26 protein-coding genes and 1 pseudogene are annotated in these 24,871 nt (G+C 72.9%); 8 read left to right on the top strand and 19 right to left on the bottom strand.

The window, feature by feature from the left end:
- Positions 1-100, bottom strand: a pseudogene (locus PV410_RS21560) (undecaprenyl diphosphate synthase family protein); the annotation flags it as partial.
- A gap of 54 nt (positions 101-154) precedes the next feature.
- The gene (locus PV410_RS21555; RefSeq protein WP_500326808.1) at positions 155-928 is read right to left on the bottom strand and encodes an isoprenyl transferase; all 774 of its coding nucleotides are present in this window, start codon (positions 926-928) and stop codon (positions 155-157) included.
- Positions 929-1,038: 110 nt separating this feature from the next.
- Between PV410_RS21555 and mgrA the strand changes: the two genes are divergently transcribed.
- Positions 1,039-2,079 carry an L-glyceraldehyde 3-phosphate reductase gene (mgrA, locus tag PV410_RS21550; protein ID WP_500326806.1) on the top strand — a complete coding sequence of 347 codons (1,041 nt, stop codon included), beginning with the start codon at positions 1,039-1,041 and terminating at the stop codon, positions 2,077-2,079.
- 18 nt (positions 2,080-2,097) lie between these two features.
- Here mgrA and PV410_RS21545 read toward each other — a convergent pair whose 3' ends face one another.
- Entirely contained in the window at positions 2,098-2,811 is a 714-nt protein-coding gene (locus tag PV410_RS21545; protein WP_500326805.1) for a prepilin peptidase, read from the bottom strand.
- Positions 2,812-2,858: 47 nt separating this feature from the next.
- Between PV410_RS21545 and PV410_RS21540 the strand changes: the two genes are divergently transcribed.
- The gene (locus PV410_RS21540; protein WP_500326803.1) at positions 2,859-3,251 is read left to right on the top strand and encodes a DUF192 domain-containing protein; all 393 of its coding nucleotides are present in this window, start codon (positions 2,859-2,861) and stop codon (positions 3,249-3,251) included.
- Positions 3,252-3,294: 43 nt separating this feature from the next.
- Here PV410_RS21540 and PV410_RS21535 read toward each other — a convergent pair whose 3' ends face one another.
- Positions 3,295-3,783 (bottom strand): DUF3592 domain-containing protein, encoded by a 489-nt coding sequence (locus PV410_RS21535; RefSeq protein WP_500326801.1) that lies wholly within the window; start codon positions 3,781-3,783, stop codon positions 3,295-3,297.
- A 160-nt stretch (positions 3,784-3,943) separates the two neighbouring features.
- Between PV410_RS21535 and PV410_RS21530 the strand changes: the two genes are divergently transcribed.
- Positions 3,944-4,774: an alpha/beta fold hydrolase gene (locus PV410_RS21530; RefSeq protein WP_500326799.1), complete on the top strand. Its 831-nt coding sequence runs from the start codon at positions 3,944-3,946 to the stop codon at positions 4,772-4,774.
- A gap of 324 nt (positions 4,775-5,098) precedes the next feature.
- Here PV410_RS21530 and PV410_RS21525 read toward each other — a convergent pair whose 3' ends face one another.
- From PV410_RS21525 to PV410_RS21475, 11 genes are all read right to left on the bottom strand, one after another.
- On the bottom strand, positions 5,099-5,752 hold the full coding sequence (locus PV410_RS21525) for an OmpA family protein (RefSeq protein ID WP_500326797.1): 654 nt from the start codon (positions 5,750-5,752) through the stop codon (positions 5,099-5,101).
- A 3-nt stretch (positions 5,753-5,755) separates the two neighbouring features.
- Positions 5,756-6,346 carry a hypothetical protein gene (locus PV410_RS21520; protein ID WP_500326795.1) on the bottom strand — a complete coding sequence of 197 codons (591 nt, stop codon included), beginning with the start codon at positions 6,344-6,346 and terminating at the stop codon, positions 5,756-5,758.
- Between the two features lie 14 nt (positions 6,347-6,360).
- Positions 6,361-6,948 (bottom strand): pilus assembly protein TadG-related protein, encoded by a 588-nt coding sequence (locus tag PV410_RS21515; protein WP_500326848.1) that lies wholly within the window; start codon positions 6,946-6,948, stop codon positions 6,361-6,363.
- A complete protein-coding gene (locus PV410_RS21510; RefSeq protein ID WP_500326846.1) occupies positions 6,945-7,136 on the bottom strand; it encodes a Flp family type IVb pilin in 192 nt (63 codons plus the stop codon). Before PV410_RS21510 ends, PV410_RS21515 begins: the two co-directional genes overlap by 4 nt.
- Before the next feature lie 294 nt (positions 7,137-7,430).
- Positions 7,431-8,315, bottom strand: a complete 885-nt coding sequence (locus tag PV410_RS21505) for a DUF5936 domain-containing protein (RefSeq protein ID WP_500326845.1) — start codon at positions 8,313-8,315, stop codon at positions 7,431-7,433.
- A gap of 22 nt (positions 8,316-8,337) precedes the next feature.
- Positions 8,338-9,276: a type II secretion system F family protein gene (locus PV410_RS21500; RefSeq protein ID WP_499513694.1), complete on the bottom strand. Its 939-nt coding sequence runs from the start codon at positions 9,274-9,276 to the stop codon at positions 8,338-8,340.
- Positions 9,273-10,610 carry a TadA family conjugal transfer-associated ATPase gene (locus PV410_RS21495; protein WP_500326792.1) on the bottom strand — a complete coding sequence of 446 codons (1,338 nt, stop codon included), beginning with the start codon at positions 10,608-10,610 and terminating at the stop codon, positions 9,273-9,275. Before PV410_RS21495 ends, PV410_RS21500 begins: the two co-directional genes overlap by 4 nt.
- The gene (locus PV410_RS21490) at positions 10,607-10,996 is read right to left on the bottom strand and encodes a TadE/TadG family type IV pilus assembly protein (RefSeq protein ID WP_499513692.1); all 390 of its coding nucleotides are present in this window, start codon (positions 10,994-10,996) and stop codon (positions 10,607-10,609) included. Before PV410_RS21490 ends, PV410_RS21495 begins: the two co-directional genes overlap by 4 nt.
- Positions 10,993-12,558, bottom strand: coding sequence for a CpaE/TadZ family protein (locus tag PV410_RS21485; RefSeq protein WP_500326790.1), 1,566 nt, complete (start codon positions 12,556-12,558; stop codon positions 10,993-10,995). Before PV410_RS21485 ends, PV410_RS21490 begins: the two co-directional genes overlap by 4 nt.
- Positions 12,555-13,268, bottom strand: coding sequence for a Flp pilus assembly protein CpaB (gene cpaB / locus PV410_RS21480; protein WP_500326788.1), 714 nt, complete (start codon positions 13,266-13,268; stop codon positions 12,555-12,557). The genes PV410_RS21485 and cpaB overlap by 4 nt, the downstream gene beginning before the upstream one ends.
- Positions 13,269-13,280: 12 nt before the next feature.
- Complete coding sequence (locus tag PV410_RS21475) at positions 13,281-14,174, bottom strand: hypothetical protein (protein ID WP_500326786.1); 894 nt, start codon at positions 14,172-14,174, stop codon at positions 13,281-13,283.
- Positions 14,175-14,406: 232 nt separating this feature from the next.
- Here PV410_RS21475 and PV410_RS21470 point away from each other — a divergent pair, with 232 nt between their 5' ends.
- Positions 14,407-15,903, top strand: a complete 1,497-nt coding sequence (locus PV410_RS21470; protein ID WP_500326784.1) for a chitinase — start codon at positions 14,407-14,409, stop codon at positions 15,901-15,903.
- A 108-nt stretch (positions 15,904-16,011) separates the two neighbouring features.
- Here the strand turns inward: PV410_RS21470 and PV410_RS21465 are convergent, their stop codons facing one another.
- From PV410_RS21465 to PV410_RS21455, 3 genes are read right to left on the bottom strand one after another with little or no spacing between them, the layout of a single operon-like run.
- Positions 16,012-16,416, bottom strand: coding sequence for a RidA family protein (locus PV410_RS21465; protein WP_500326783.1), 405 nt, complete (start codon positions 16,414-16,416; stop codon positions 16,012-16,014).
- The gene (locus tag PV410_RS21460) at positions 16,413-17,171 is read right to left on the bottom strand and encodes an IclR family transcriptional regulator (protein WP_500326782.1); all 759 of its coding nucleotides are present in this window, start codon (positions 17,169-17,171) and stop codon (positions 16,413-16,415) included. Before PV410_RS21460 ends, PV410_RS21465 begins: the two co-directional genes overlap by 4 nt.
- Positions 17,168-18,097, bottom strand: coding sequence for a sugar kinase (locus tag PV410_RS21455; RefSeq protein ID WP_500326780.1), 930 nt, complete (start codon positions 18,095-18,097; stop codon positions 17,168-17,170). The genes PV410_RS21460 and PV410_RS21455 overlap by 4 nt, the downstream gene beginning before the upstream one ends.
- Positions 18,098-18,210: 113 nt before the next feature.
- Between PV410_RS21455 and PV410_RS21450 the strand changes: the two genes are divergently transcribed.
- Together PV410_RS21450 and PV410_RS21445 are read left to right on the top strand one after the other, a co-directional pair.
- Entirely contained in the window at positions 18,211-19,461 is a 1,251-nt protein-coding gene (locus PV410_RS21450; protein ID WP_500326778.1) for an alanine racemase, read from the top strand.
- A gap of 208 nt (positions 19,462-19,669) precedes the next feature.
- Positions 19,670-21,244, top strand: coding sequence for an N-acyl-D-amino-acid deacylase family protein (locus PV410_RS21445; RefSeq protein ID WP_500326776.1), 1,575 nt, complete (start codon positions 19,670-19,672; stop codon positions 21,242-21,244).
- Here PV410_RS21445 and PV410_RS21440 read toward each other — a convergent pair.
- Positions 21,165-22,967: a P-loop NTPase fold protein gene (locus PV410_RS21440; protein ID WP_500326775.1), complete on the bottom strand. Its 1,803-nt coding sequence runs from the start codon at positions 22,965-22,967 to the stop codon at positions 21,165-21,167. The genes PV410_RS21445 and PV410_RS21440 overlap by 80 nt on opposite strands.
- Before the next feature lie 89 nt (positions 22,968-23,056).
- Between PV410_RS21440 and PV410_RS21435 the strand changes: the two genes are divergently transcribed.
- Complete coding sequence (locus PV410_RS21435; protein WP_500326773.1) at positions 23,057-24,268, top strand: pyridoxal phosphate-dependent aminotransferase; 1,212 nt, start codon at positions 23,057-23,059, stop codon at positions 24,266-24,268.
- An 82-nt stretch (positions 24,269-24,350) separates the two neighbouring features.
- On the top strand, positions 24,351-24,752 hold the full coding sequence (locus tag PV410_RS21430) for an SCO4983 family protein (RefSeq protein WP_500326771.1): 402 nt from the start codon (positions 24,351-24,353) through the stop codon (positions 24,750-24,752).
- The last annotated feature ends 119 nt before the right edge of the window (positions 24,753-24,871 follow it).

Genomic DNA, 24,871 nt, shown 5'->3' with positions numbered 1-24,871 from the left:
CCGCGTAGTCACGCAACGCCCGCAGGAAGTCCACCCTGCGGAACGCCGGCCAGAACACCTCGCAGAAGTAGTACTCCGAATGCGCGCTCTGCCAGAGCATGCTGCATCCACGCGGGGAGCCACCCCCCGCACCCCCGGGAGCCGGGGCCCGCGCTCAGGCCCCGAAGCGCCGGTGCCGCGCCGCGTAGTCACGCAACGCCCGCAGGAAGTCCACCCTGCGGAACGCCGGCCAGAACACCTCGCAGAAGTAGTACTCCGAATGCGCGCTCTGCCAGAGCATGAAGCCCGACAGGCGCTGCTCGCCGGAGGTGCGGATGACGAGGTCGGGGTCGGGCTGGCCGCGGGTGTAGAGGTGCTCCGCGATGTGGTCGATGTCGAGGATCTCCGCGAGGTCCTCGATGGACGTGCCGCGGCCGGCGTGCTCGTGGAGGAGGGAGCGGACCGCGTCGGCGATCTCCTGGCGGCCGCCGTAGCCCACGGCGACGTTGACGAGTATGCCCTCGACGCCCTCCGTGGCCTGCTCGGCCTCCTTGAGGACGGACTGGGTACGGGCGGGCAGCAGGTCCTTCGCGCCGACGTGGTGGACACGCCAGCGGCCGGTCGCGGCGAGCCCGCGGACCGCGTCCTCGATGATGCCGAGCAGCGGGACGAGTTCCTCCGCCGGGCGGTCCAGGTTGTCCGTCGAGAGCAGCCAGAGCGTGACGACCTCGACGCCGGTCTCCTCGGACCAGCCGAGGACCTCGGTGATCTTGTCCGCGCCGGCCCGGTGGCCCTGCTCGGTCGTCCGCGCGGCGGCCTTGGCCCAGCGGCGGTTGCCGTCGAGGATGACGCCGATGTGCTTGGGGCCCTGCGACAGGTCGAGCCGGCGCTCCACACGGTGGGCGTACAGGTCGGTCAACCTGAGACGTACCAGGTCGCGCAGATTCATTGGCGGGCCCCTCCTGCGGTCGTCACCCCTTCGCCACCCTACTGCGCCTCCCCTCGGGCCGCCGAACCGGGTGCGGGGCTGTGGACCACCGTCGTGATAGGACCGCTTCTGTGGATATTCGTTCTCTCTACCGCGCCGCCGACGAGCGCTACGACGCGATGGCGTACCGCCGTACCGGCCGCAGCGGCCTCAAGCTCCCCGAGATCTCCCTCGGGCTCTGGCACAACTTCGGCGACGACCGCACGCTCGACTCGCAGCGCGCCATCCTGCGCCGCGCCTTCGACCTCGGCGTCACGCACTTCGACCTGGCCAACAACTACGGCCCGCCCTACGGCTCCGCCGAGAGCAACTTCGGGACCATCCTCGCCCAGGACTTCCGGCCCTACCGCGACGAACTGGTCATCTCGACCAAGGCGGGGTACGACATGTGGCCCGGCCCGTACGGCGAGTGGGGCAGCCGGAAGTACCTGCTCTCCTCGCTGGACCAGTCCCTGGACCGGATGGGCCTGGACTACGTCGACATCTTCTACTCGCACCGCTTCGACCCCGACACGCCGCTGGAGGAGACGATGGGCGCCCTCGCGTCCGCCGTCCGGCAGGGCAAGGCGCTCTACGTCGGCATCTCCTCCTACAGCGCGCAGCGCACCCGTGAGGCCGCCGCGCTGCTGCGCCAGATGGGCGTCCCGGCGCTGATCCACCAGCCCTCGTACTCCATGATCAACCGCTGGGTCGAGGACGACGGTCTCCTGGACGTCCTGGACGAGGAGGGCATGGGCTGCATCCCCTTCGTCCCCCTGGCCCAGGGCCTGCTGACGGACAAGTACCTCAATGGCATCCCCGAGGGTTCCCGGGCCGCCCAGGGCAAGTCCCTCGACCCCACCCTGATCACCGACGAGGTCGTACGGCGGCTGCGCGGCCTCAACGGCATCGCCGCCCGGCGCGGTCAGTCGCTGGCACAGCTCGCGCTGAGCTGGGTGCTGCGCGACAAGCGGATCACCTCGGCGCTCATCGGGGCGTCGAGCGTCGCCCAGCTGGAGGCCAACGTCGCGGCGGTGGGTGCCGCCCCGCTGACGGCCGAGGATCTCGCCGAGATCGACGAGTTCGCCCTCGAGTCGGGCGTCAACCTCTGGTCCCGCAGCAGCGACGCGTGAGGTCGGCGGGCGCCCCGGTCAGGACGGCAGCAGCGGTCCGGCCAGGGCGCCGGCCAGGATGAACGGACCGAAGGGCAGCGGCGTACGGCGCTCGGCGCGGCGGGCCGCCAGCAGCACCAGGCCCGTGACGGCGCCCAGCGCGAAGGCCGCGAAGGTGCCGGCGGCGAGCGTCCCCCACCCGTACCAGGCGAGGACCATGCCCGCGGTCGGGGCGAGCTTGACGTCGCCGAAGCCCATGCCGTCCGGGTTGACCAGGTGCAGCACGAGGTAGAACAGCCCCAGCACGGCCGCCCCCAGCAGCGCCCGGGGCCACGAGCCCTCATGGCCCGGGAGCAGCGCGGCCGCCCCCAGCAGAGCCGCCGTCCCCGTGGCGGCGGGCAGCGTCAGCACGTCCGGGAGCCGCAGCACCGTCAGGTCGACGCGGGCCAGCAGCACTCCGAGCGGGACGAGCAGCAGCCACACCGTCAGTTCGGGGCGCGGCCCGGTGCCCGCCGCGACGGCCGCGCTGACCACGGCGGTCACCAGGGCGTAGCGCCATCCGGCGGCCGGCTTCCCGGCGTTGCGCACCGGCCCCCACCAGCCGCGCCGGCCGGCCGGGTAGGGCACGTCCGCCGGGCACCGGGCCCGCCAGGGCTGCTCGGGGGCGACGGACAGCCGGTACGCCGGACGCGGCAGGGCGAGCCCCGCGACGGTTCCCCACACGACGGCCGCGGCGATCGGATAGACATGCATCGGGCCCGACCGTACACGGGCGCACCACGCGAAGGGACGTGAGCCGCATGGGTGACCGCCGGCGCGACGGGACCGGGCTGCTGCACCTCACCGGCGGCCACGGCACGGACGGCGCGGTGACGCCGGACGGCGCGGGGATACCGCTGGAGATCGCTGCCTCCTACCGGGCCCGCACCCGGGGGCTGCTGGGCCGAACCGGGATCAGCGGGGCGCTGCTGCTCACGCCCGCCGCGAGCGTGCACACCCTGGGCATGCGCTTCGCCATCGACGTCGCCTACCTCGACCGTCGCCTGCGGGTCCTCGCCGTCCGCACCATGCCGCCCGGCCGGCTGGGCCGCCCGCGGCTGCGGGCCCGTCACGTGCTGGAGGCGGAGGCCGGCGCGATGGCGGCGTGGGGCCTGGTGCCGGGGGCGGCGGTGACGGTGGAGGCGCAGGCGTGACCCCTGCCTCGTCCCGTCCGTTGCGGGCGGCCGTGGCGGCCGTCTAGAACCCGCCGCCGCCGAAGTCCGCGGAGCCGGGGAAGCCGGGGGACTGTGCGCCGATGACGAGGAACAGGATCCCCGCGGCCAGGAAGATCCCCAGGAAGACCAGCGTCAGCGCCAGTTGGCCGTACGGCACCCGGTAGCCGGCCGGGACGACCAGCGCGTGCTCGGGTGCCTCGGGGACGTAGGCGACCGTCAGGTGGTCGCCCTCGATCGTCGTGCCCGGCGCCCCCGGGTCCTCGAAGCGCACGTCGCGCCCGTCGGCGGTCCGGAACTCGAAGACGAAGTGCTGCCGCGAGTGGGTCGGGCCCTCACCCGTCGAGCCCACGGTCGTGTAGACCCGCACACAGCGCCCCTCGGCGCGGAGCCCGCCGTGCACGGCCCGCCGTATCCACAGCACGCGACGGCCCGCGCGTACCGCGACCACCAGCGGTACGAGCGTGATCAGTACGGCCATCACGACAAAGAGCACCGGTATCGCGGCTTCCATCGACATCCCCCGTCGTCGCGCCGGGGGCGACCGCCCCCGTTGTCGTACGGAGACACCCGGCGCGCCCGGTCGGTTCCCGCCGGGGCGGGTGCCGAAGCTCACCCAACCGGGCGCAGGGAAGGGAGCGTTGGCGGTGCCGCACCGGCACTACGCTCCCGCCATGGGCCACACCGTGCTCGCCACCCCGCTGGGCGACGTCGCCCTGCACCGCCTCGGCACCCCGGCCACCGGCACCCCGCGCACGCCCGTGCTGCTGCTGCACGCCAACCCCGGCGACAGCCGGGACTACGGAGCCGTCGCGGCCGGACTCGCCGCGGAACGCGAGGTCTTCGCCCTCGACTGGCCCGGCTACGGCCGCTCCACCGCCGCCGCCCCGCACTCCGTCACCCCCGATGGACTCGCGGACGTGGCCGAGCGCGCCCTCGACGCCATCGCGCGCGGCGGCGCGCCGCGCGTCTACGTCGTCGGCAACAGCGTGGGCGGCTGGGCCGCCGTACGGCTGGCCGAGCGCCGCCCGGCGCAGGTGGCCGGGCTCGTCCTGGTCGACCCGGCCGGTTTCACCCGGCTCACCCCGGTGACCCGCTGGTTCTGCCGTGCCGTGATGGGACGTCCGTCCAGCGCCGCGCGCCTCATCGCCCCGCTGGCCCGTGCCTACCTGGGCCGGCTCCGTACGAGCAGCGCCCGCGCGACGTACGAACGCGCCCGTGGCGTCCGTGCCGACGCCGGCCGGCTCGCGGTGCACTGCGCCCTGTGGCGCGCCTTCGCCGCGCCCGGATTCGGGCTGAGCGGCGTCCTGCCGGGGGTCGTCCCGCCCGTCCTGCTGCTCTGGGGCCGCCGCGATCCGCTGCTCCCCGTGCTCACCGACGGTCGCCGGGCCCGCCGTTCGCTGCCGCCCGGCGCCACGTTCGCGACCCTGCCCACGGCGCACGAGGCGTACAACGAGCGGCCGGACCTGTTCCTGGCGTGCGTGCGGCCGTTCCTGACGGAGTGAGACGCGGGGAAAAGAAGACGGGCCGGTCCGCAGGGGGGGAGAGCGGACCGGCCCGAGGGGGGGGATTCCAAGGTACCGCGCCGGAACCGCTCTCCAGGTCCAAGGTCATGAGGGAGATGTGAAGGTTCCCTCGAAGAAGTGGCTCGATCGCCGGGCGATTAGACCGAATGGCCGCGAATGCGCCGACTCGTCCACCGACGCCACATCCGCACCGCATACGCTCCGTCACGGAAAGCACCGGACCTTTGGCCCGGAATTCAAGGGCTCTGTCGCCGCGCCTTACCCACGTGGGTGAGCCGTTCGGTTGACCGGCGGCCCCCGACGCTACGACGGACGGAACGTGATCTCCACGCGGCGGTTCTGCTTGCGGCCCGTCTCGGTGGAGTTGTCGGCGATGGGGTAGTCCTCGCTGTACCCGCGCACCTGGAACGAGTGGACGGAGTTGCCGAGCGAACCGAGCTCCTCCGCCAGGATCTTGTAGACGGCGTCGGCCCGCTTCTTGGACAGCACCTTGCCGTGCTCGTACGAGCCCAGGTTGTCCGTGAAGCCGAACACGCGGATCGGCTGTGTGACGTCCTTGGCATCGATGTCGGACGCGATGGCCTTGATCCGGGCGGTGGCCGTCGCGTTCAGCTTGGCGCTGTCCCTGCCGAACAGGACGTCCGCCTGAAGGGCGTAGGTGACCGAGGAGTTCGACTCCTCGTGCCGCTCCTCGCCGTCGTCGGCCGAGGCGTCCTCGGAGGACGACGCGTCCGACACGGAGACGATGTCCAGCACCTTGGGCGGCGCCAGCGTCGCCCCCTCGGGCAGTTGCAGGTCCGGGTCAGCCGCGTCCACCTTCGTGGGCGCGGACGGGGTGGGCTGCGCCGTCGGGTCGTCGTCCGCCCGCGCGCTCGCGGCGGTGAGCGGAGTGAGCACGAGCGCGAGGCCGAGCACGGTCGCGACACCGGGACGGGGGTGCGGACGGGGACGGGGCACGGCTCACCCCTCCGCGATCGTGATCTTGGCCGGGGGCATCGTTGGCAGCTGGAACTCCACCTCGGTGGTGCCTTCCGGCGGCGCCGGGAATTGCGCGAAGAACGGCCTCGTCTCCTCGGGCCGGATGCCGATCAGCTTGGTCGTGCAGAGGCAGATGCCGTCGGTGTCGCGGAGCACGTAGTAGCGCTTCTTGCCGACCGCGTCGACCAGCACGGCACCGGCCACGGACGCCCCGGACTTGGCGACCGCGAGCTCGTCGCCGCGCCAGGTGGCGGCGTTGAAGGCCGAGTCACCGTTGTTGGTGATCGCACCCTTCACCGTGACGAAGCCGCCCGGATCCCGGGTCGCCTCGTTGATCGTGACGGTGATGTCCTTCTCGCCCTTCATCTGGGCGAGTATCTGCTTCGGCTCGCCGGACGGCGCCGGACTCGACTTCTGCACGTTCCCCGGCACGCTCGTCTTCGCGGACGGCGTGGCCCCTGCTTTGCCGTCGTCGTCAGCGCCACCGCAGCCTGCCAGGACTGCGGCGAGGACCACGGCGACGGCGACTACGACCGGGCCCTGCAGGCCCTTGCCCCGCTGGTGGATAGGCATCGATCCCCCGTTCCTCACTCGCTGAGATGGACGGAGTAGAACTCCGCCAGGTTCAGTTGGAAGTCGTCGCTCGTCGGGTCCACGGCCAGCCGGTCGCCGTCGCAGATGAACGTGATCTCGTCGCCGTCCTTGCCGTCGACGCCGCAGCGGCTTTCGACCACAGCGGTGGCTTTCGCGCGCGCATGCATCGAGTCGGTGCCCGACACGACGGACTTGCCAACGGTGCCGGAGGTGTGGAGTGCGACCGAGGAGCCGTACGGCCCACTCACGTCGCATTCGTCGACGACCGCATCGTTCTGACTCGCGTAATCCGCGGCAGCACCACAGGCATTGCCGGTGGTCATCCCGTTCAGGGCCAGCAGGTCTCCGAGCTGGTCCAGGTCGCCCTGCTCCAGGGCCTCGAGGAACCGCTCCCGGACGCTGTCGCGAACCTCCCGCGCCGCCGCGAGGGCCGAGGCATCGGCCGCCGTCTGCGCCGTGTTCCGCACGGACGAGGCCTGTCCCACGGCGAAGTAGGCGAAGGCGAGGAAGAAAAGCGCGGCAACGGCCACGATGTAGATGCCGAGGGTCTGGCCTCCGTCGCCGCGCCCTCGTCGGGTCAGCCGGCGTCGACGATGTCCGAGATCTTGTCGAGGATTCCCGTGAGCACAGCGTCGCCGATGTCCGTCGTCCCGGCCAGCACACCGATGATGACCGCGATCACCACCGCGATGCCCAGGTACTCGAACGACGTCTGCCCCGACTCGTCGCGGACGCGCATGCGCGTGCGCAGCGCGGTCAGTCGTTTCACAACCCACCTGCTCATCTTCCGTGCCCCAAACCGTAGTCACGTGACGTGCGCCGGCCGCGCCCCTTGCGTCGGCCGGGGTCTGGCTATCGTCGCGGGCGGCTGCGGTGCCGGTGAGGTCCACGGCGCACCGCCTCCCATCGGGTCAACCCGCCGCGATCCGTGCCTGATTGCAGGTGCAAATGTGGTTGCGGCTGCAAATGTACACCGCGACCGTGGGCTCCGCACCCAATATGGCGGCTCCGGTCACTACCCACCACCCGAACCGAACATGCGTTCACAACCCTGTCACCCCCATCACCCCAGCAGGTCACCGAAGTTGATGCGCGACCCGAGGATCGTGCCCGTCATCAGCAGGATCATCGTCGCGGGGACGAGGAGCGTGGTGATCACACCCGTCGCGCGCGGCACGGTGCGGGCCGCGCGGCGGCGGGCGTTCTGGGCCTCGGTGCGCCGCATGTCCGTGGCGATCTGGAGCAGCGTGCGGGCGATGGGCGCGCCCAGTTCCTCGCCCTGCTGCAGGGCCGTGACGAACTGCCCGACCTGCTCGCTGCCGTTGCGCCTGCGCAGCTGGTCGAAGGCGTCACGGCGGCTGACGCCGACGTCCATCTGGCGCAGGGCGATCCGGATCTCGTCGCTCCAGGGGCCCTTGTAGACGGAGGCGACGCGTTCGAGGGCCTGGCGGAAGCCGAGGCCGGCGCTCACCACCACCGCGAGGACGTCGAGGAAGTCCGGGAGCGTGCGCTCGATCTCGTCGCGGCGCCTGCGGATGGCGAGCCGGATGCCGAGGTCGGTCCAGCCCAGGCCGTAGGCGACCATCAGGAGGGCGGCGAACCAGTGGCCCGCCCGCAGGAGCACCAGGGCCGCGAGGCCGCCGAGGGCGCCGTAGACGGCGCGGCGGGCGGCGTAGCGGTCGACGGTGAGGCCGTAGGGGTGGCCCGCGTGGTCGATGCGGGTGCGGATCCGGTTGACCCGGGCGGGGCCCATGAGGCGCAGCACCAGGGGCGCCCAGCGCATCCCGAGGCGGTCGACGGCGTTGCCGACCTTGGTGGTGCGGGTCCGGCCCACCTCCAGGGCCAGTTGGAGGTCGCTGGGCAGCTTGACCTCGGAACGGTAGAGGCCGATGCCGTAGCAGACGCCCACCACTCCCAGGGCGGCGACGGCGGCCAGCACGACGGTGATCACAGGTCCCCCGCCCCCCCCCTCACACGTCGATCCGCGACATGCGGCGGATGAGCGCGAAGCCGACGACGTACAGGCCGAGCGCCACGAGCACGGCGATCCGTCCGGCCCCGGAGCCGGTCATCGCGCTCAGCGAGCCCGGCATGATCCGGTCGAGCAGCAGCAGCGAGCCGACGCCGATGACGGGAACGGCGTACGCGGTGACCGTGACCTGCGACATCTGGGTACGGATCTCGCGCCGGGTCTCCTTGCGCTCCTCCAGGGTCACCGTCAGGTTCCGCAGCGACTCCACCACCGAGCCGCCGGCCCGGGCCGACAGGACGAGCGTGGAGACCAGCACCACCAGTTCCCGGCTGGGCAGCCGCTCCTGCAGTTCGGCCATGGCGTCCTCGATGGAGTGCCCGAGCGTCATGGCGTCGGCGACCTTCCGCAGTTCCTCGCCCGCCGGGGCCTCCAGTTCCTCCGCCGCCATGCCGACGGCGGTGCGCAGGGCGAGCCCTGCCTGCGTGGCGTTGGCCAGGACGCGGGCGAGTTCGGGCAGCTGGGCGATGAAGCGCTCGGTGCGCACCCGTCGTCGCCAGCCGAGGAAGGAGCTGACCGCCCAGGCCGCCAGGAGCGCGGCGATCGGTCCGAAGAAGGGGGCCAGCACGATGTCGGCGACCAGCCAGGCGCCGCCGACGACCGCGAGGGCGGCCGCGGTGAACTGCCCGGGCGTCAGGTCGGTGCCGGTGGCGGCGAGTCGCGCGGCCAGCCGGCGGCCCCAGGCGGTGCGCCGGACCCGCAGGTCCAGCCCGGCGAAGGGCACGGCGCGCCGTTCCGCGGCCGGGACGTCGGCCAGCCGGTCCACGAGCGCGGCGCGGTCGGCGCGACCGCCGCTCCAGGCGTGCAGGCCCCAGACGCCCAGCACCAGCGCGAGGCCGGTCACGCCGAGCACCGCCAGGGCCATCGTTGGCGTGTTCACTTCGCCTCCCTGCTCGACAGCTCCAGCTCGGTCTCGCCGACCCCGAAGGCCGCCGGCACGGACTCGCCCGCCAGGTGGAAGCGTTCGGCCAGTTGACGCGGTACGGGCTGATGGTGGAACCAGCCCCGCACGATCCGGTCGGGCCCCATCGGCTCGGCGCGGAAGCGGGTCGCGCTGGTCAGCCGGAAGGTGTCGCGTCCCCGTGAGGACAGCACGGCGATCTCGGCGATCCGGCGGGTGCCGTCGACGTCGCGGCGTAGCTGGACGATGACGTCGACGGCGCTGTTGATCTGGTCGCGGAGCGCCTCGAAGGGGATCTTCACCTCCGACATCGAGGCCAGCGTCTGCAGCCTGAGCACCGCGTCCTCGGCCGAGTTGGCGTGCACCGTGGCCAGCGAACCGTCGTGGCCGGTGGACATGGCCTGCAGCATGTCGAGGGTCTCGCCGCCGCGGACCTCACCGACGATGATCCGGTCGGGGCGCATGCGCAGCGAGTTCCGCACGAGGTCGCGGATGGTGATCCGGCCCTGGCCCTCGACGTTGGGCGGCCGGCTCTCCAGGCGTACGACGTGCTCCTGCTGGAGCTGGAGTTCGGCGGCGTCCTCGACGGTGATGATCCGCTCGCCGTCCGGGATGAGCCCGGACAGCGAGTTGAGCAGGGTGGTCTTGCCCGAGCCGGTGCCGCCGCTGACGATGATGTTGAACTTGGCCCGCACGAGGGCGGAGAGCAGCATCAGCATGTGCTCGTCGAGGGTGCCGAGGCCGATCAGCTCGTGCAGGGCGTACGCGCGGGGGAAGCGGCGGATGGTGAGGACCGGGCCGGTCAGCGACAGCGGCGGGATGATGACGTTGACGCGCTCGCCGGAGGGCAGCCGGGCGTCCACCATCGGATTCGACTCGTCCACCCGGCGGTTGACGGTCGACACGATCCGCTCGATGGTCTGCAGGAGTTGCTCGGGGCTGCTGAACCGGGCGGCGACGGGCTCCACCCGGCCGGCCCGCTCGATGTAGATGCGGTCCGGGCCGTTGACCATAATCTCGGTGATGGAGGCGTCCTCCAGCAGCGGTTCGAGGATGCCCAGGCCCAGGGCCTCGTCCACGACCCGGCGGATGATGCCGGTGCGCTCCTTGGTGGAGAGCACCGGTCCCTCGCGGCTGATGATGTGGCCGAGGACGCGTTCCAGGCGCACCCGGCGCTCGGCGGCGGCGAGCGCCGACATCTCGGCGAGGTCGATCTCCTGGAGGAGCTTGGCCCGGTAGACGGCGACGAGGTGGCCCTCCTGCGTCTGCGGGGCGGTGTCCTCGTTCGCGGCGATGCGGTCGCGCAGGCTCATTCGTCGGCCCCCTCGTCGTCCTCCCTGGGCATCGTGGCGGTCCGGGTGACGGAGCCCGGGCTGAGGCCCGGGAGCACCGACGGGATCTCCACGGTCGCCGTCGCCTGCACGGAGTCCCCCGTGTCGCCGGTGGTGCTGACCTGCGTACCGTCCTGCAGCCAGGAGCTCACCGCCTCCGTGCCCGCGACGGGGCCGCTCACGGGAGGGTCGTGCAGCGCGGCCATGCGCGCGGCGGCGCGGGCGGCCGTGCCGGCCTGGGCCGCGGTGTAGGCGGCGAGGCCCAGCTGCACGCCCGCGAGGGCGATCAGCAGCAGGATCGGCAGCATCCCCAGGAACTCCAGGGAGGCGCTGCCCCGGTCGCGCCGGCGGCGGGTCCGGGCCGTCACGGCGTGCCCGCCTCTTCGTCGACGGCCGAGGCGTGGCCGTGGACGGTCAGCGGGAAGTCGATCGCGCCCGGGAAGAGGACCGGGACCCGCAGGCCCACCGTCACCCCGACCATGCCGTCGGTGTGCGTGGTGCCGAAGTCCTCGATCTGCCACGCGCCGGGCAGGTCGTCGGCCGCCGCCGCCTGGGCGTCCTTCCCCACCGCCGCCGCGCGGGCGGCCCGGTCGGCGGCGTGGCCGGCGAGGGTGAAGGTGTACCCGGTCAGCACCGCCTGCCAGACCAGGACGAGCACCAGCAGGATCAGCGGTGTCATGCCCAGCGTCTCCAGGGTGACCTGGCCCTGTTCACCGCGGCCGCGGCGGCTCCTGCGGGGCGGCACCGCGTGCCCGGGCCCGCAGACGCCGATCTCCGCCGCGAGCGTCCACACGCCCTGCTTGACGGTGGAGCGGTTGTCGAGGTCCTGGAGCCGTCCGGCGTCCACGACCGCCTGCAGTTCCCGGAAGGCGGCGGGGACCACGGCGGAGGCGATCCGGGTGCCGGTGATGCGGGCGATCAGCGAGGGCTGGATCTCGCTGCCCCGGGTGTACCGGTTGACGGTGGCGACGACGTCCTGGGGCTTGCGGATCTGCAGCCGGTCCCACATGCGCACCATGCGCTTGGCGGCGCGCACGGCGACCACGTCGGGCGTGGTCACCAGCAGGGCGGTGTCCGCGGTCTCGACGGCGACCGCGTTGGCGCCGGTCATCTGGGTGCCGCAGTCGACGACCACGACCTCGTACCGCTGCCGGAGGGCGTGCAGCACGTGCCGGGCGGCACGGTCGGTGACCTCCTCGCCGCGTTCGCCCTCGCCGGGGGCGAGCAGCAGCGCGGGCCCGGACTCGTGGACGTACATGGCGTCCTGCAGTACGCGGGTGGTCACGTCGGCGATGTCCGCGAGGTCGGCGACGGAGCGGCGGAACTGGACGTCGAGGTAGGAGGCGATGTCGCCGCCCTGGAGGTCGAGGTCGACCAGGGCGGTGGACTTGCCGGCGGCCTGCGCGGCGAGGGCGAGCTGGACGGCGACGACGGTGGTGCCGACCCCGCCCTTGGCTCCGGCCACGGCGACCAGCCTGCCCCCGGGGACGGCGGGCAGCGCGGGCTGCTGGGGGCTGAGGTGGCGCCGAACGCCGGCCGCCCAGGCGGCCGCCGCCTCGACGCGGGCGCCGAGTTCGTCGTACGACAGGGGCACCCCGGCGACACCGCGCGCGCCGGCGTCCATGGCGCCGGACAGGACGGCCGGGCTCGGGTCGGCGGTGAGCAGGATGACGCCGACCGCGGGGAAGCGCAGCGCGATCTCGCGGATGACCTCGAGCGCGGGCACCGGGGTGATGCGGTCGTGGACGACGACGACCTCGGGCAGTTCGTCGACCCCGGTCCCGGCGGCGCGGGCGAGGACGTCCAGCAGTGTGGTGGAGTCCGGCAGCGCGGGCCCGGGTTCGGCTCCGGGCAGCTGGTGGAGGACCCCGGTCAGGGCGCGGGCGGTGTCGGGGTCGGGGGTGCCCGACAGGATGCGGACGCCGGTCACGAGGCGGCTCCGTCACCGGCGAGGGTGTAGGTGCGGTCCCGTTCGGAGGGGGCGGTCGCGTCCCCCGGGGCGACGAGGGCGAGGCGTACGTGCCGGGCGAAGGACTCGGCGAAGGCGACCCGCTGGGCGTCGGCGGCGCCGAGGGCGAAGGTGATGGGGACTCCCTGGCTGCTGACCCGGCGGTTGTCGCCGCCGGTGTCGAAGGCCTTGATCTGGCCGACGTCGATGACCCGGGCGCCCGCGACGATGATCTTCGAGACCTCGGGGTCGGTGTCCCTGCGCGGGGCGAAGGTGGCGAAGATGTTGACCCTCGCCCCCGGGGTGATCTTCCCGGCGACCCCGGTCTCCGCGTCGATCATGATCGCGATCTCCATCTGCCCGGCCCGCAGCGCGGGCCGCTCGGCGACCATGTCCGTCTGCAGCAGGGAGCCCCGGTGCAGGGGGACGGCGGCTATCTTGCCGTCGAGCTGGCCGACGTCGCGGACGGCGGTGACGGGCAGCCAGCGCTCGGGCATCCGGACCTCCCGCAGTTGGGCGCGGCCGACCGCCTCGTACGCGGGCACGTCCGCGGCCAGCCGGTACGCGGTCACCTTCGGCCCGACCTGGGAGCGGGCGTCCCCGATGACGGTGACGACACCGGCGAAGGCGGCGAGCGCGCACAGCGCGGAGACCACGAGGAGGACGACGCCGCGACGCTGACGTGAGTTCATAGAGGTGGGGCCCTATCGCTCAAGTGCCGACTGCTGGTGGGGGGAGACCTGGGGGGTGGGCGACGCCCTGGGCGACAGGGAGGGCGCGCGGGGTCCCGAGTGCACGACCTGGCGCGGCCGCTCCGGGGGCCGGATGCGCTGCTGCCCGTCCACCGTGGCCGAGCAGAACAGGCAGCGGTCGCCGATGACCGCCAGGCCGCACCAGCCGCAGGTGTCCCGGCGGACCGAGGTGACCAGCTGGTAGAGCACGCCGACGTCGGCGATGTAGGCGGTGAACTCGACCAGCCTGCCGGTCCCCCACCAGCGCGCGGAGTCCGCCGGCAGCGGCACCTCCCGCACGTGCTGGCTCCGCCAGGAGCGGGCCAGCGGCCCGGTGACCCAGCCGGCGTCGATGCCGTGGCCGTGCGCGACGGCGAGCTGGGTGAGGAACGCGGGCCCGGCCGGCACGGCGTCGGGGCGCGCCTCGGACAGGTGCGGTTCGGGGTGGGCGAGGACGGCGAAGTGGCGCCCGGGCACCAGGGACTTCAGGTGGGCGCCGACGGGCACGTCCACCCGGTCGAGCCGGGACACCGAACCGAGCAGGGCGCCGGAGTGGAGGTAGTGCGACAGCAGCCGGGCGGCCCCGGCGAGCACACCGGGCCCGAGGTCGGTGGCGGCGAGCTGGCGCAGTTGCTCGGCCAGGAGCAGGGCGGCCAGCGGTGGCAGGTCGACCGGGACGATCGCCACCCGGTCCGCCTCCAAGGTCGCGCGCACGGTGTGGACGCGGCGGCGCAACGGGTCGGTGGGCTCCGGCGGGACGAGCACGACGAGGTGGCCGTGGGCCTCCAGGGCGGCGGCGGTGCGCGTCACGTGCTGCTCCAGCGGGAGCGCGAGGTCGTCCGCCGTGACCGCTATGACGCTCGACACCCGCGACCTCCCGGAACTCCCGCCCAGTCCCTGCCCGGAGAGCTTATCCCTGCGTAGCCGGAGCAGTGCGGAAAGTCGCCGAACAGTTGATGAAGTCGGTGGTACCCGCGGGACGACGGTCTACGCACGACGGCAAGGGTATTGACCCCCGCATTGGTCTGGACCAAACTGCGTCCCACACAAGAGTGGCCACTCGCGTAACCGCCCAACTCCTCGCCCCCAGGAGGCAGTAGTGGAACACGCACGCCCGCGGAGCACCGCCCTCAGAGCCGCGGCGGCCGTCGGCGCCGCCGCCCTCGCGGTGGCGGGACTCGTCGCCACGTCCGGCAGCGCGAACGCCGCCGACACCAACATCGTGACCAACGGCGGGTTCGAGAGCGGCCTGTCCGGATGGTCCTGCACCGCCTCCAGCGGCGCGGCCGTCGGCTCCCCCGTGCACGGCGGCACCAAGGCGCTCCAGGGCACGCCCTCCTCCTCGGACAACTCCCGCTGCTCGCAGACCATCAGTGTCCGGCCCAACTCCACGTACACGCTGAGCGCGTTCGTCCAGGGCAGCTACGTCTACCTCGGCGCCACCGGCACCGGGATGACGGAGGCCTCGGTCTGGACCCCGTCCGCGTCCTCGTACCAGCAGCTGTCCACCAGCTTCACCACGGGCGCGAGCACCACCTCGGTCACCGTCTACCTGCACGGCTGGTACGCGCAGCCCGCGTACCTGGCGGACGACGTGAGCCTGCTGGGCGCGCCCGGCACGGGGACGCCGACCCCGACCCCCACGCCCACCCCCACGCCCACACCGACGCCCACACCGACGCCCACACCGACGCCGACGCCCACCGGCGGCGGCTCGCTGCCCAAGCACGTGCTCACCGGCTACTGGCAGAACTTCAACAACGGCGCGACCGTCCAGACCATCGCCCAGGTCCCGAGCCAGTACGACATCATCGCGGTGTCGTTCGCCGACGCCACGACCACGCCCGGCGCGGTCTCCTTCACCCTCGACCCGGCGCTGAACTACCCGGTCAGCCAGTTCAAGACCGACATCGCGGCGAAGAAGGCGGCCGGCAAGAAGGTCATCGTCTCCGTCGGCGGCCAGAACGGCACGATCAGCGTCACCGACTCCGCCTCGGCGAACAACTTCGCGAACAGCGTCTTCTCGCTGATGCAGACGTACGGGTTCGACGGCGTCGACATCGACCTGGAGAACGGGATCAACGCGACCTACATGACGCAGGCGCTGCGCTCCCTGTCGGCCAAGGCCGGCTCCGGGCTGGTCATCACGATGGCCCCGCAGACCATCGACATGCAGTCGACGTCCTTCGGCTACTTCCAGACCGCCCTGAACATCAAGGACATCCTGACCGTCGTCAACACCCAGTACTACAACAGCGGTTCCATGAACGGCTGCGACGGCAAGGTGTACTCGCAGGGCACGGTCGACTTCATCACCGCCCTGGCCTGCATCCAGCTGCAGAGCGGTCTGGCCCCCTCGCAGGTGGGTCTCGGCCTGCCGGCGTCGACCCGGGCGGCGGGCAGCGGCTACGTCTCGCCGACCGTGGTGAACAACGCCCTGGACTGCCTGACCAAGGGCACCAACTGCGGTTCCTTCAAGCCCTCCACCACCTGGCCGGGGCTGCGCGGCGCGATGACCTGGTCCACCAACTGGGACGCGACCAACGGCAACGCCTTCTCGGGCACCGTCGGCCCGCACGTGCACGGGCTGCCGTAACCGGCGGGACCGTCACCGACGCACCGCGCCCCCGGGAGAGGTCCCGTCCCCCGGGGGCGCGGTGTCACGTCGGACCACCGGGCCCACCGCGCCGGCGACGCCGCCCGGTCAGCCCAGGACGGCGAGGGCGTCGATCTCGACGAGCAGTCCGGCGGGCAGGCCGACGTAGACCGTCGTACGGGCGGCGGGGGCGCCCTTCAGGCTCGCGAAGAACTCGTCGAAGAGGGCGTTGAACTCGGGGAAGTGCGCGGTGTCGGTGAGGTAGACCCGGATCATGACGACGTCCTCCCAGGACGAGCCGCCCTCCTCCAGCACCGCCTGCACGTTGGCGAGGGTCTGCAGGGTCTGCTCCCGCAGCCCCGGGCCCACGGGCGCGGGCGCCTGACCCGGCACGGCGGGGCCGAAGCCGACCTGACCGGCGACCTGCAGGATGTTGCCCTTGCGGACACCGTGGGAGAACCTGGCCGGCGGGGTGGTGTGGCCGGCCGGGGTGATCGCGGTCTTCTCGCTCATCTGGTTCCTTCGCTCGGCCTTCCGGAGTACTCGCGGCTGATCGCCTCCGCGGTGCGCCGGACCTGCGGGCGCAGCTTCAGCAGTTCCTCCGCGCTGACGACCACATTGGGGGCGGAGAGGGAGCAGGCGGCCATGACGCGCCCGTCGGCGCCGCGGATCGGCGCGGCCACGCAGTTGATGGACTCCTCGTGGCCGCCCAGGTCGCTCGCCCAGCCCTGCTCGCGGACCCGGGCGAGTTCGGCGAGGTAGGCGGCGGCGTCGGTGGTGGAACGCGCGGTGTAGCGCGGGTACTCCAGGCCCTGCGCGACCGCGCGCCGCTCCGCCTCGGGAAGGTCGGCCAGGAGCAGCTTCGCCACGGCGGCCACGGTGATGGCGACGGGCTTGCCGATCCGCGAGTACATGCGGACCGGGTAGCGGCTCTCCACCTTGTCGATGTAGACGACCTCGCCCTCCTCGTACACCGCGAGGTGGACGGTGTGCCCGGTCAGTTCGCCCAGGGCGGCGAGGTGGGGGTGGGCGATACCGCGGACGTCCAGGTTCTCCATCGCCTCCTGGGCGAGGGCGAACAGCCGGGCGCCGAGGCGGTAGCGCTGGTCGTCCTGGCGGTAGACCATGCCGTGCTCGTGCAGGGTGCGCAGCAGCCGCAGTGCGGTGGACTTGTGCACGTCCAGGCGGGTGGCGACCTGTTCGAGGTTGGCGGGCCCCTCCGCGAGCAGGGGCAGGATGCGCAGCGCGCGGTCCACGGTCTGGCTCATGCGCGCAGTCTCCCCCATGCCTCGTCACCGAGGGTGGCGAGGGAGTCGCCCCGTACCCCGATCACCGCGGCGGCCAGGGCGTGGCCCCGGGCGAGCCGCTCCCGCAGCGGGAGCGTGCGCAGCGTCGCCGACAGGAACCCCGCGGCGAAGGCGTCACCGGCCCCGACGAGGTCGACGACGGGCGTGTCCGCCGCGGGCACGAAGACCCCGTCGGCGCCGCCCTCGTACGCGGTGGCACCGTGCGCGCCCTGCTTGACGACGAGGACGGCGGGACCGGGCAGGGCCTCGCGCACGGCGTCGGCGTCCGGCAGGCCCCAGGCGGCCTCGGCCTCGTCCTCGCCGACCAGGACGAGGTCGCAGCGCGCGGCGAGCCGGGCCAGCCGTACCGGGTCGGCCGAACGCCACAGGGCGGGGCGGTGGTTGACGTCGAAGGAGACCAGCGGGCGGCCCGGAGCGGGGGCGGTGAGCTCGTGGACGAGGTCCGCGCACCCCTCGGAGAGCGCGGGCGTGATGCCGGACAGGTGCAGGACCCGGCCGGCCCAGGCCTCGTGGCGGGCGACGTTGCCCGGGCCCATGGCGGTGGCGGCCGAACCCGCCCGGTAGTAGGCGACCTCGCCGTCGCCGGTGCGGAAGTAGACCCCGGTGGGGCGCTCCCGGTCGCGGCGCACCCCCGAGACGTCCACGCCGGCCGCGGCGATCGTCGCCACCAGGTGGTCCCCGAACGGGTCGGTGCCCACCCGGCTGATCCAGCGCACGGCATGGCCGAGACGGGCCAGCGCGCAGGCCACGTTGGACTCCGCGCCACCCGTCCCACGGTCGAAGGCGGCCGCGTCGGCGAGGCGCTGCCCGGGCACGGAGGGGACGAAGGTGACCATGGACTCGCCCACGCACACGACGTCCAGGGCCACGCCCACGGTCCCGGTCACTTCCGCTCCTCTCCGCGCACCGTTGACCCGGTGCTGGCCGGGATGTTAGACAGCGGGAAACACGGTACGCAACGGTCGTTGCACATATTGCAACGGCGGTGGACGGAGGCGGGATGGACCAGGTCACGGGCATCGACGAGCTGCACCGGGAACGGGTGGACCACCGCTTCAAGGGACTGCCGCCGGACGCCGACGGCCTGACCGTCGGCGAACTCGCCGCCGAGCGCCGCACCGTCTTCGACGGCGGCTTCACGACCCCGCTGCTCACGCTCTCCGAGCCCGCCCTGGAGCACAACCTCGCCCAGCTCGCCGACTGGACCGGCAAGCACGGCCTCGCCTTCGCGCCGCACGGCAAGACCTCCATGGCCCCGCAGCTCTTCGCCCGCCAGCTCGCCCACGGCGCGTGGGGCATCACCGCCGCCACCCCGCACCAGGTGCGGGTCTACCGGGCGTTCGGCGTGCGGCGCGTCTTCCTCGCCAACGAGCTCGTCGACGCGGCCGCGCTGCGCTGGCTGTCCCGCGAGCTCGCGGGCGACCCGGAGTTCCGCTTCGTCTGCTACGTGGACTCCGTGCGCGGGGTGGAGCTGATGGACGCGGCCCTGACGGCGGTCGTGGACGTCGTCGTCGAGCTCGGCGCGGAGGGAGGCCGCACCGGCGTGCGTGGCCCGGAGGAGGCGGCGCGCGTCGCCGACGCGGTCGCCGCGGCACGGCACCTGCGGCTCGTCGGCGTCGCGGGCTACGAGGCGGCGGCGGCGGACCCGCGTGCATGGCTGGTCGAACTCGTGCAGCTGGCACAGGAATTCGACGCGGCGGGGCGTTTCGCCGGCGTCGAGGAGATCGTGGTGAGCGCGGGCGGCAGCGAGTGGTTCGACGCCGTGGCGGACGCGTTCGGCACGCTCGGGGACCTGTCCCTGCCGGTGCTCGGGCTCCTGCGGTCCGGGGCGTACGTCACGCACGACGACGTCCACTACCGCGATCTGACGCCGTTCCACGACCGCATCCCCGCGGAGGGGTCGCTCGAGCCCGCCTTCCGCCTCTGGACGCAGGTGCTCTCCCGGCCCGAGCCCGGCCTCGCCCTCCTCAACGCGGGCAAGCGCGACGCGCCGTACGACCTCGACCTCCCGGTGCCGCAGCTCGTGCGCCGCGCCGACGGTTCCGCCGTCCCGGCGGCCGGACTCACGGTCACGAAGCTCGCCGACCAGCACGCGTTCGTGGACGTCGCCCCCGGGGCACGGGACCTGGCGGTCGGCGACTGGGTGGGGCTGGGGGTGTCGCATCCGTGCACGGCGTTCGACAAGTGGCAGCTCATCCCTGTCGTGGACACGGGTGGGGTCGTCACGGATTTCGTCCGCACGTTCTTCTGACGGCCCGGTTGTTTGTGTGCGGGTTGTTTGCGCCTGCGGCGGGCATCCCCCGCCCTCCCTCCCGATTGCCCGGCGCGGCACCGACCCCACAACGACCGCGCGAGGCGGTCACTGACCGCGCCGGGCAATCGGGAGGGCGACGGGAAAACCGCCAACCCCGACCACAACGGTGCCGCAGACGAAGAAGACGCACAAAGGAGACGCACGGATGGAGTTGGCGATTCGCGGCGCGACCGTCGTGGACGGGTCCGGGGCGACCCCGGCGTACCGGGCGGACGTGCGCGTCGTGGACGGCCGCGTCACCGAGATCGGGACGGTGCGCGGCGCACGCCGCACGCTCGACGCCCGCGGGCTCGTGCTCGCCCCCGGGTTCATCGACATGCACGCGCACAGCGACCTGGCCCTGCTCACGGACCCCGCGCACGAGGCGAAGGCGGCGCAGGGCGTGACCCTGGAGGTGCTGGGCCAGGACGGGTTGTCGTACGCCCCCGTGGACGACCGCACCCTGGCCGGGCTGCGCCGCCAGCTCGCGGGGTGGAACGGCGACCCCGAGGGCCTGGAGTACGACTGGCGCAGCGTCGGCGAGTACCTGGACCGCCTGGACCGGGGCATCGCCGTGAACGCCGCGTACCTGGTCCCGCAGGGCACCGTACGGATGCTGGCCGTCGGGTGGGAGGACCGTCCGGCGACCGCGGCGGAGCTGGACCGGATGAAGGAACTGGTCGCCGAGGGGCTGGCGCAGGGGGCCGTGGGGATGTCGTCCGGGCTGACGTACACCCCGGGGATGTACGCCTCGGACGCCGAACTGACCGAGCTGTGCCGGGTCGTGGCCGCCCACGGCGGCTACTACTGCCCGCACCAGCGCAGTTACGGCGCCGGCGCGCTCGAGGCCTACGCCGAGATGATCGCCGTGACCCGGGAGGCGGGCTGCGCCCTGCACCTGGCGCACGCCACGATGAACTTCGGCGTGAACGCGGGCCGTGCGCCGGAACTGCTCGCGCTGCTGGACGAGGCGCTCGCCGCGGGGGCGGACATCACCCTGGACACGTATCCCTACCTGCCGGGCTGCACGACGCTCGCGGCGACCCTGCCGAGCTGGGCGACGGAGGGTGGTCCTGAGGCGACCCTCGCCCGGCTCCGGGACGACGCGCAGGCGGAACGCATCCGGCACGCGATGGAGGTGGAGGGGTCGGACGGCTGCCACGGCGTGCCCGTGGAGTGGCGGACGCTGGAGGTCTCCGGGGTGCGCGAGCCCGCCCTGGCGGGCCATGTGGGGCGCCGGCTGCCGGACTTCGCGACGGCGCGCCGGCTGCTGCTGGAGGACCGCCTGGGCACGACGGTCCTCCAGCACGTGGGTCACGAGGAGAACGTCCGGGCGATCATGCGCCACCGCGTCCACACCGGCGGCAGCGACGGCCTGCTCGTCGGCGACAAGCCGCATCCCCGCGCGTACGGCACCTTCCCGCACTACCTCGGCCACTACGTGCGCGAGCTCGGCGTGCTCGGCCTGGAGGAGTGCGTCGCGCACCTCACCGGACGCCCCGCGGCCCGGCTGGGGTTGCCGGACCGCGGCCTGGTCCGCGAGGGCCACCGTGCGGACCTGGTGCTGTTCGACCCGGGGACGGTCGCCGCGGGCGCGACGTACGAGGCGCCGCGCACGCTGCCCACCGGCATCCCGTACGTGCTCGTCGACGGGCGGTTCGTCATCGAGGACGGCCGCCGTACGGACGTCCTGGCGGGACGCTCGGTGCGGAGTCGGGCTGCCGCAGGACGTGGTCGATGAGGTCGCGCAGCGCGGCAGGTTCGCAGACGAGGCCGAGGGCGCCGGCCCGGCGGGCGCGCTCCTCGCGTTCCGGGGCGACCCAGCCCGCGTAGAAGAGCGCAGCGCCGGTGTAGCGGCCGGTGCCGCGCAGGTGCTCGAGGTCGGTGAAGCCCGCCTCCGGGTCGCCGTGGCGTTCGATGTCGGAGATCAGCAGGTCCGGGACGGCGAGCGGCAACCGCTCCTCCGCACCGGCACGGTCCTCGACGACCTCGACCTCGGCTCCCTTGTGCCGCAGGGCCCGGACCTCGGTGGCGACGGTCCCGGGGTTGTCGTCGATCCACAGCACGCGCAGCCCGGTGTACGGGCCGTCCTCCGGGGCCCGGGGAGGCTCGGGTGCGGCCTGCGAGACGGCCTGGTCCAGGTCGACCGTCGTGATCACGGCGGCCAGTGGGGAGCGCCGCAGGCGGTGGATGAGGTCGGCGGCCTCGGGCATGCGGACGAGGTCGTCGACGAGGGAGGTGAACGCGCGGTCCGCGACCAGCGCGGGGAAGGACGGGGGGAGCTGCCGTTCCAGTTCGGCCAGGGCCCGGGCGCGCTCCTCCGGTCCGGGGTCGGCGGCGAGCGGCACCTCGTGCTCGGTGAGGAGGCGGCGCACCAGTGCGTCGCCCTGGCCGGTGGGGACCGCGGGCGAGCGCAGCAGGCGCCGCACCGCCCGGTAGTCCAGGAACTCCTGGATCGCGTCGTTGCCGCGTCCGCCGACCAGCACGCCGTGGAAGTCGCCGTACAGGTACTGCAGCAGGAGCATGCGGAGCATGACCTCGGGGCCGAAGTCCTGCCAGACGGGGTTGAGTCCGGCCTCCAGGACGAAACCGTTGAGCAGCCTCTTGACGCGGCGTGGATTGCCCCCGGTGCGTTCGGCGAGCAGGTTGACGTGGGTGTCGTCGAGGAGCGCACCGATGCCGGCCCGTTCGGCGCATCCGCGCACGTATCCCTCGATGTCCTCGGGGGGCGGTACGCGGTAGTTGGTCTGGAAGACCTTCTCCATGAAGGCGGAGCCCGCCGGGGACAGGTCGCCGAGCAGGCCGCCCGGGAACAGCGCGGAGCGGTCGCAGCCGATGACGAAGGCCACCCCGGGCACGTCGAGGTAGACCTTGACGGCCTCGCAGACGGCGAGCACGGTCTCCTCGGCGCAGCGGTCGAGGTCGTCGATGAAGACGACGAGCAGCCGGCGCGGCGCGTGCTCGCCGGTGCCGGCCCACTGCGTCGCCAGGTCCCGCAGGGCGTCGCGCATCTCGTTGCGGGCCTGGGCGTTGACGGAGAGGCTGCGCCACAGCTCGTCGACCAGGCCCGCCGCACCGAGCGGTCCGGCGAGCAGCGTGGCCGCGGCGCGCAGGGTCCGCAGCAGGGCACGGTGCTCGGTCGCGCGGTGCAGGGCACGGCGCAGCAGCCGGCGGTCGAACTGCGTCAGGACGGACTTGATCAGACCTTCCAGGGCGTCGGCACCGCGTGAGGTCCAGGCGTTGTACCAGACGGTGTGGACGTCGGCGGTGCCCCGGAGCTCGGCGTCGAGCAGGCGCATCAGGCTGCTCTTGCCCGTCCCCCAGCCGGCGTCGACGGCGAGGGTGAACGGGGTGGATCCGCGCGAGTCGAGGAGCAGCCGGGCGAGTTGCCGCGCGGCGCGCCCCGCGCCGAGGAGGTCGTCGTCGGCACTGGCGACAGGTTCGTCGTTGAGTAACGAGAACATGCGGCGAGAGTAGCGGCACGTCACCATTCGGCGCATACGTGGCCAAGAACACGGGGCGGTCCCCGGTACGTGCCCGTAAGCTCACGGACATGCAGGTGATCCAGTCCACGAAGCTCTCCAACGTCTGCTACGACATCCGCGGCCCGGTGCTGGAGGAGGCCATGCGGCTGGAGGCGGCGGGTCATCGCATCCTGAAGCTGAACACCGGCAATCCCGCCGCCTTCGGTTTCGAGTGCCCCCCGGAGATCCTTGAGGACATGCTGCGCAGCCTCGGCGGCGCGCACGGCTACGGCGACTCCAAGGGCATCCTGCCGGCGCGGCGGGCGGTCATGCAGCACTACCAGACCAAGGGCGTCGAGCTGGACGTCGAGGACATCTACCTCGGCAACGGCGTCTCCGAGCTGATCCAGATGTCGATGCAGGCGCTGCTGGACGACGGCGACGAGGTACTGATCCCGGCGCCCGACTACCCGTTGTGGACGGCTGCGGTCTCCCTGTCGGGCGGCACCCCGGTGCACTACCGCTGCGACGAGCAGGCGGACTGGTTCCCCGACCTCGCCGACATCGAGCGCAAGATCACCGACCGCACCAAGGCGCTGGTGATCATCAACCCGAACAACCCGACGGGCGCGGTCTACGACGACGAGCTGCTGCGGCAGCTCACCGACATCGCCCGCCGCCACAACCTGATCGTCTGCTCGGACGAGATCTACGACAAGATCCTCTACGACGGGGTGACCCACACCCCGACCGCGGTGGTCGCCCCCGACCTGCTGACGCTGACCTTCAACGGACTGTCGAAGGCCTACCGGGTGGCCGGCTACCGCAGCGGCTGGCTCGCGGTGTGCGGCCCGAAGGAGCACGCGACCAGCTACCTCGAGGGCCTGACCATCCTGGCGAACATGCGCCTGTGCGCGAACGTCCCGGCCCAGCACGCGGTGGCCACCGCCCTCGGCGGCCGCCAGTCGATCAAGGACCTGGTGCTGCCGGGCGGCCGGCTGGCCGAGCAGCGGGACGTGGCGTACGACCTGCTGACGCAGATCCCCGGGGTCACCTGCGTGCGGCCGAAGGGCGCGCTGTACGCGTTCCCGCGGCTCGACCCGAAGGTCTACAAGGTCAAGGACGACCAGCAGATGGTGCTGGACCTGCTGCGGGCCGAGCGGATCCTGGTGGTGCAGGGCACCGGCTTCAACTGGCCGGAGCCGGACCACTTCCGCCTGGTCACGCTGCCGGCGAAGGAGGACCTGGCGGACGCGGTGGGCCGGATCGCGCGCTTCCTGGACGGCTACGGGCAGCCGTAGCCCGGGCCAATACCTCGAAAAGCTCCCTCCTTGGACTGAGTCCAAGGTAGGATGTACTCCTGATTGCAGGAGGAGTGCACCCATGTACGAACCGATCCGCACCAAATCGGTCCATACGACGGCAGCGCCCACCTCTCCGCGACGCAGTCGTGACGAGGAGCTGGACCTCCAGCTCGCCGGACACCTCGCCGCCCTGCTCACCGTCACCGACGAGCTGCGGGCGCTGGAGTGCAGCCCGGACCTCGACCGTGCCGCGGAGCAGCTCGCCGAGGCCGTGGCGGGCCTGCACCACGGGCGTCCGCCGCTGCGGCTCTCCCCGGCTCCGGCCGGACGGGGGCGGGCGGAAGCGGCCCGTGTGGCGGCCCTGCACCGGAGGGCCCGCGCGCTCGCCGGCCGGGCCCTGGTGGTCGCCGAGTCACGCCAGAACGCGGAGGCCGCGGCGCTCGCCGAACGCCAGATCGCGGTCCACACCGCAGCCGCCTAGGAACCGCCCGAGGGCCGGGACCGGGGTTCGTGCCTCCGGTCCCGGCCCTCGGTGTGAGGGTCGGCGCGGCCCGCCCGTGGGGCGATGGTCAGGGTCGGGGATCCCACGACCGGGCCATG

Origin of the sequence: Streptomyces sp. PA03-5A, assembly GCF_033792725.1 — a bacterium.
In the GTDB taxonomy this organism is placed as follows: domain Bacteria; phylum Actinomycetota; class Actinomycetes; order Streptomycetales; family Streptomycetaceae; genus Actinacidiphila.
Note: the sequence above shows the minus strand (reverse complement) of the source record. Positions and strands in the feature narration are given on the sequence as shown.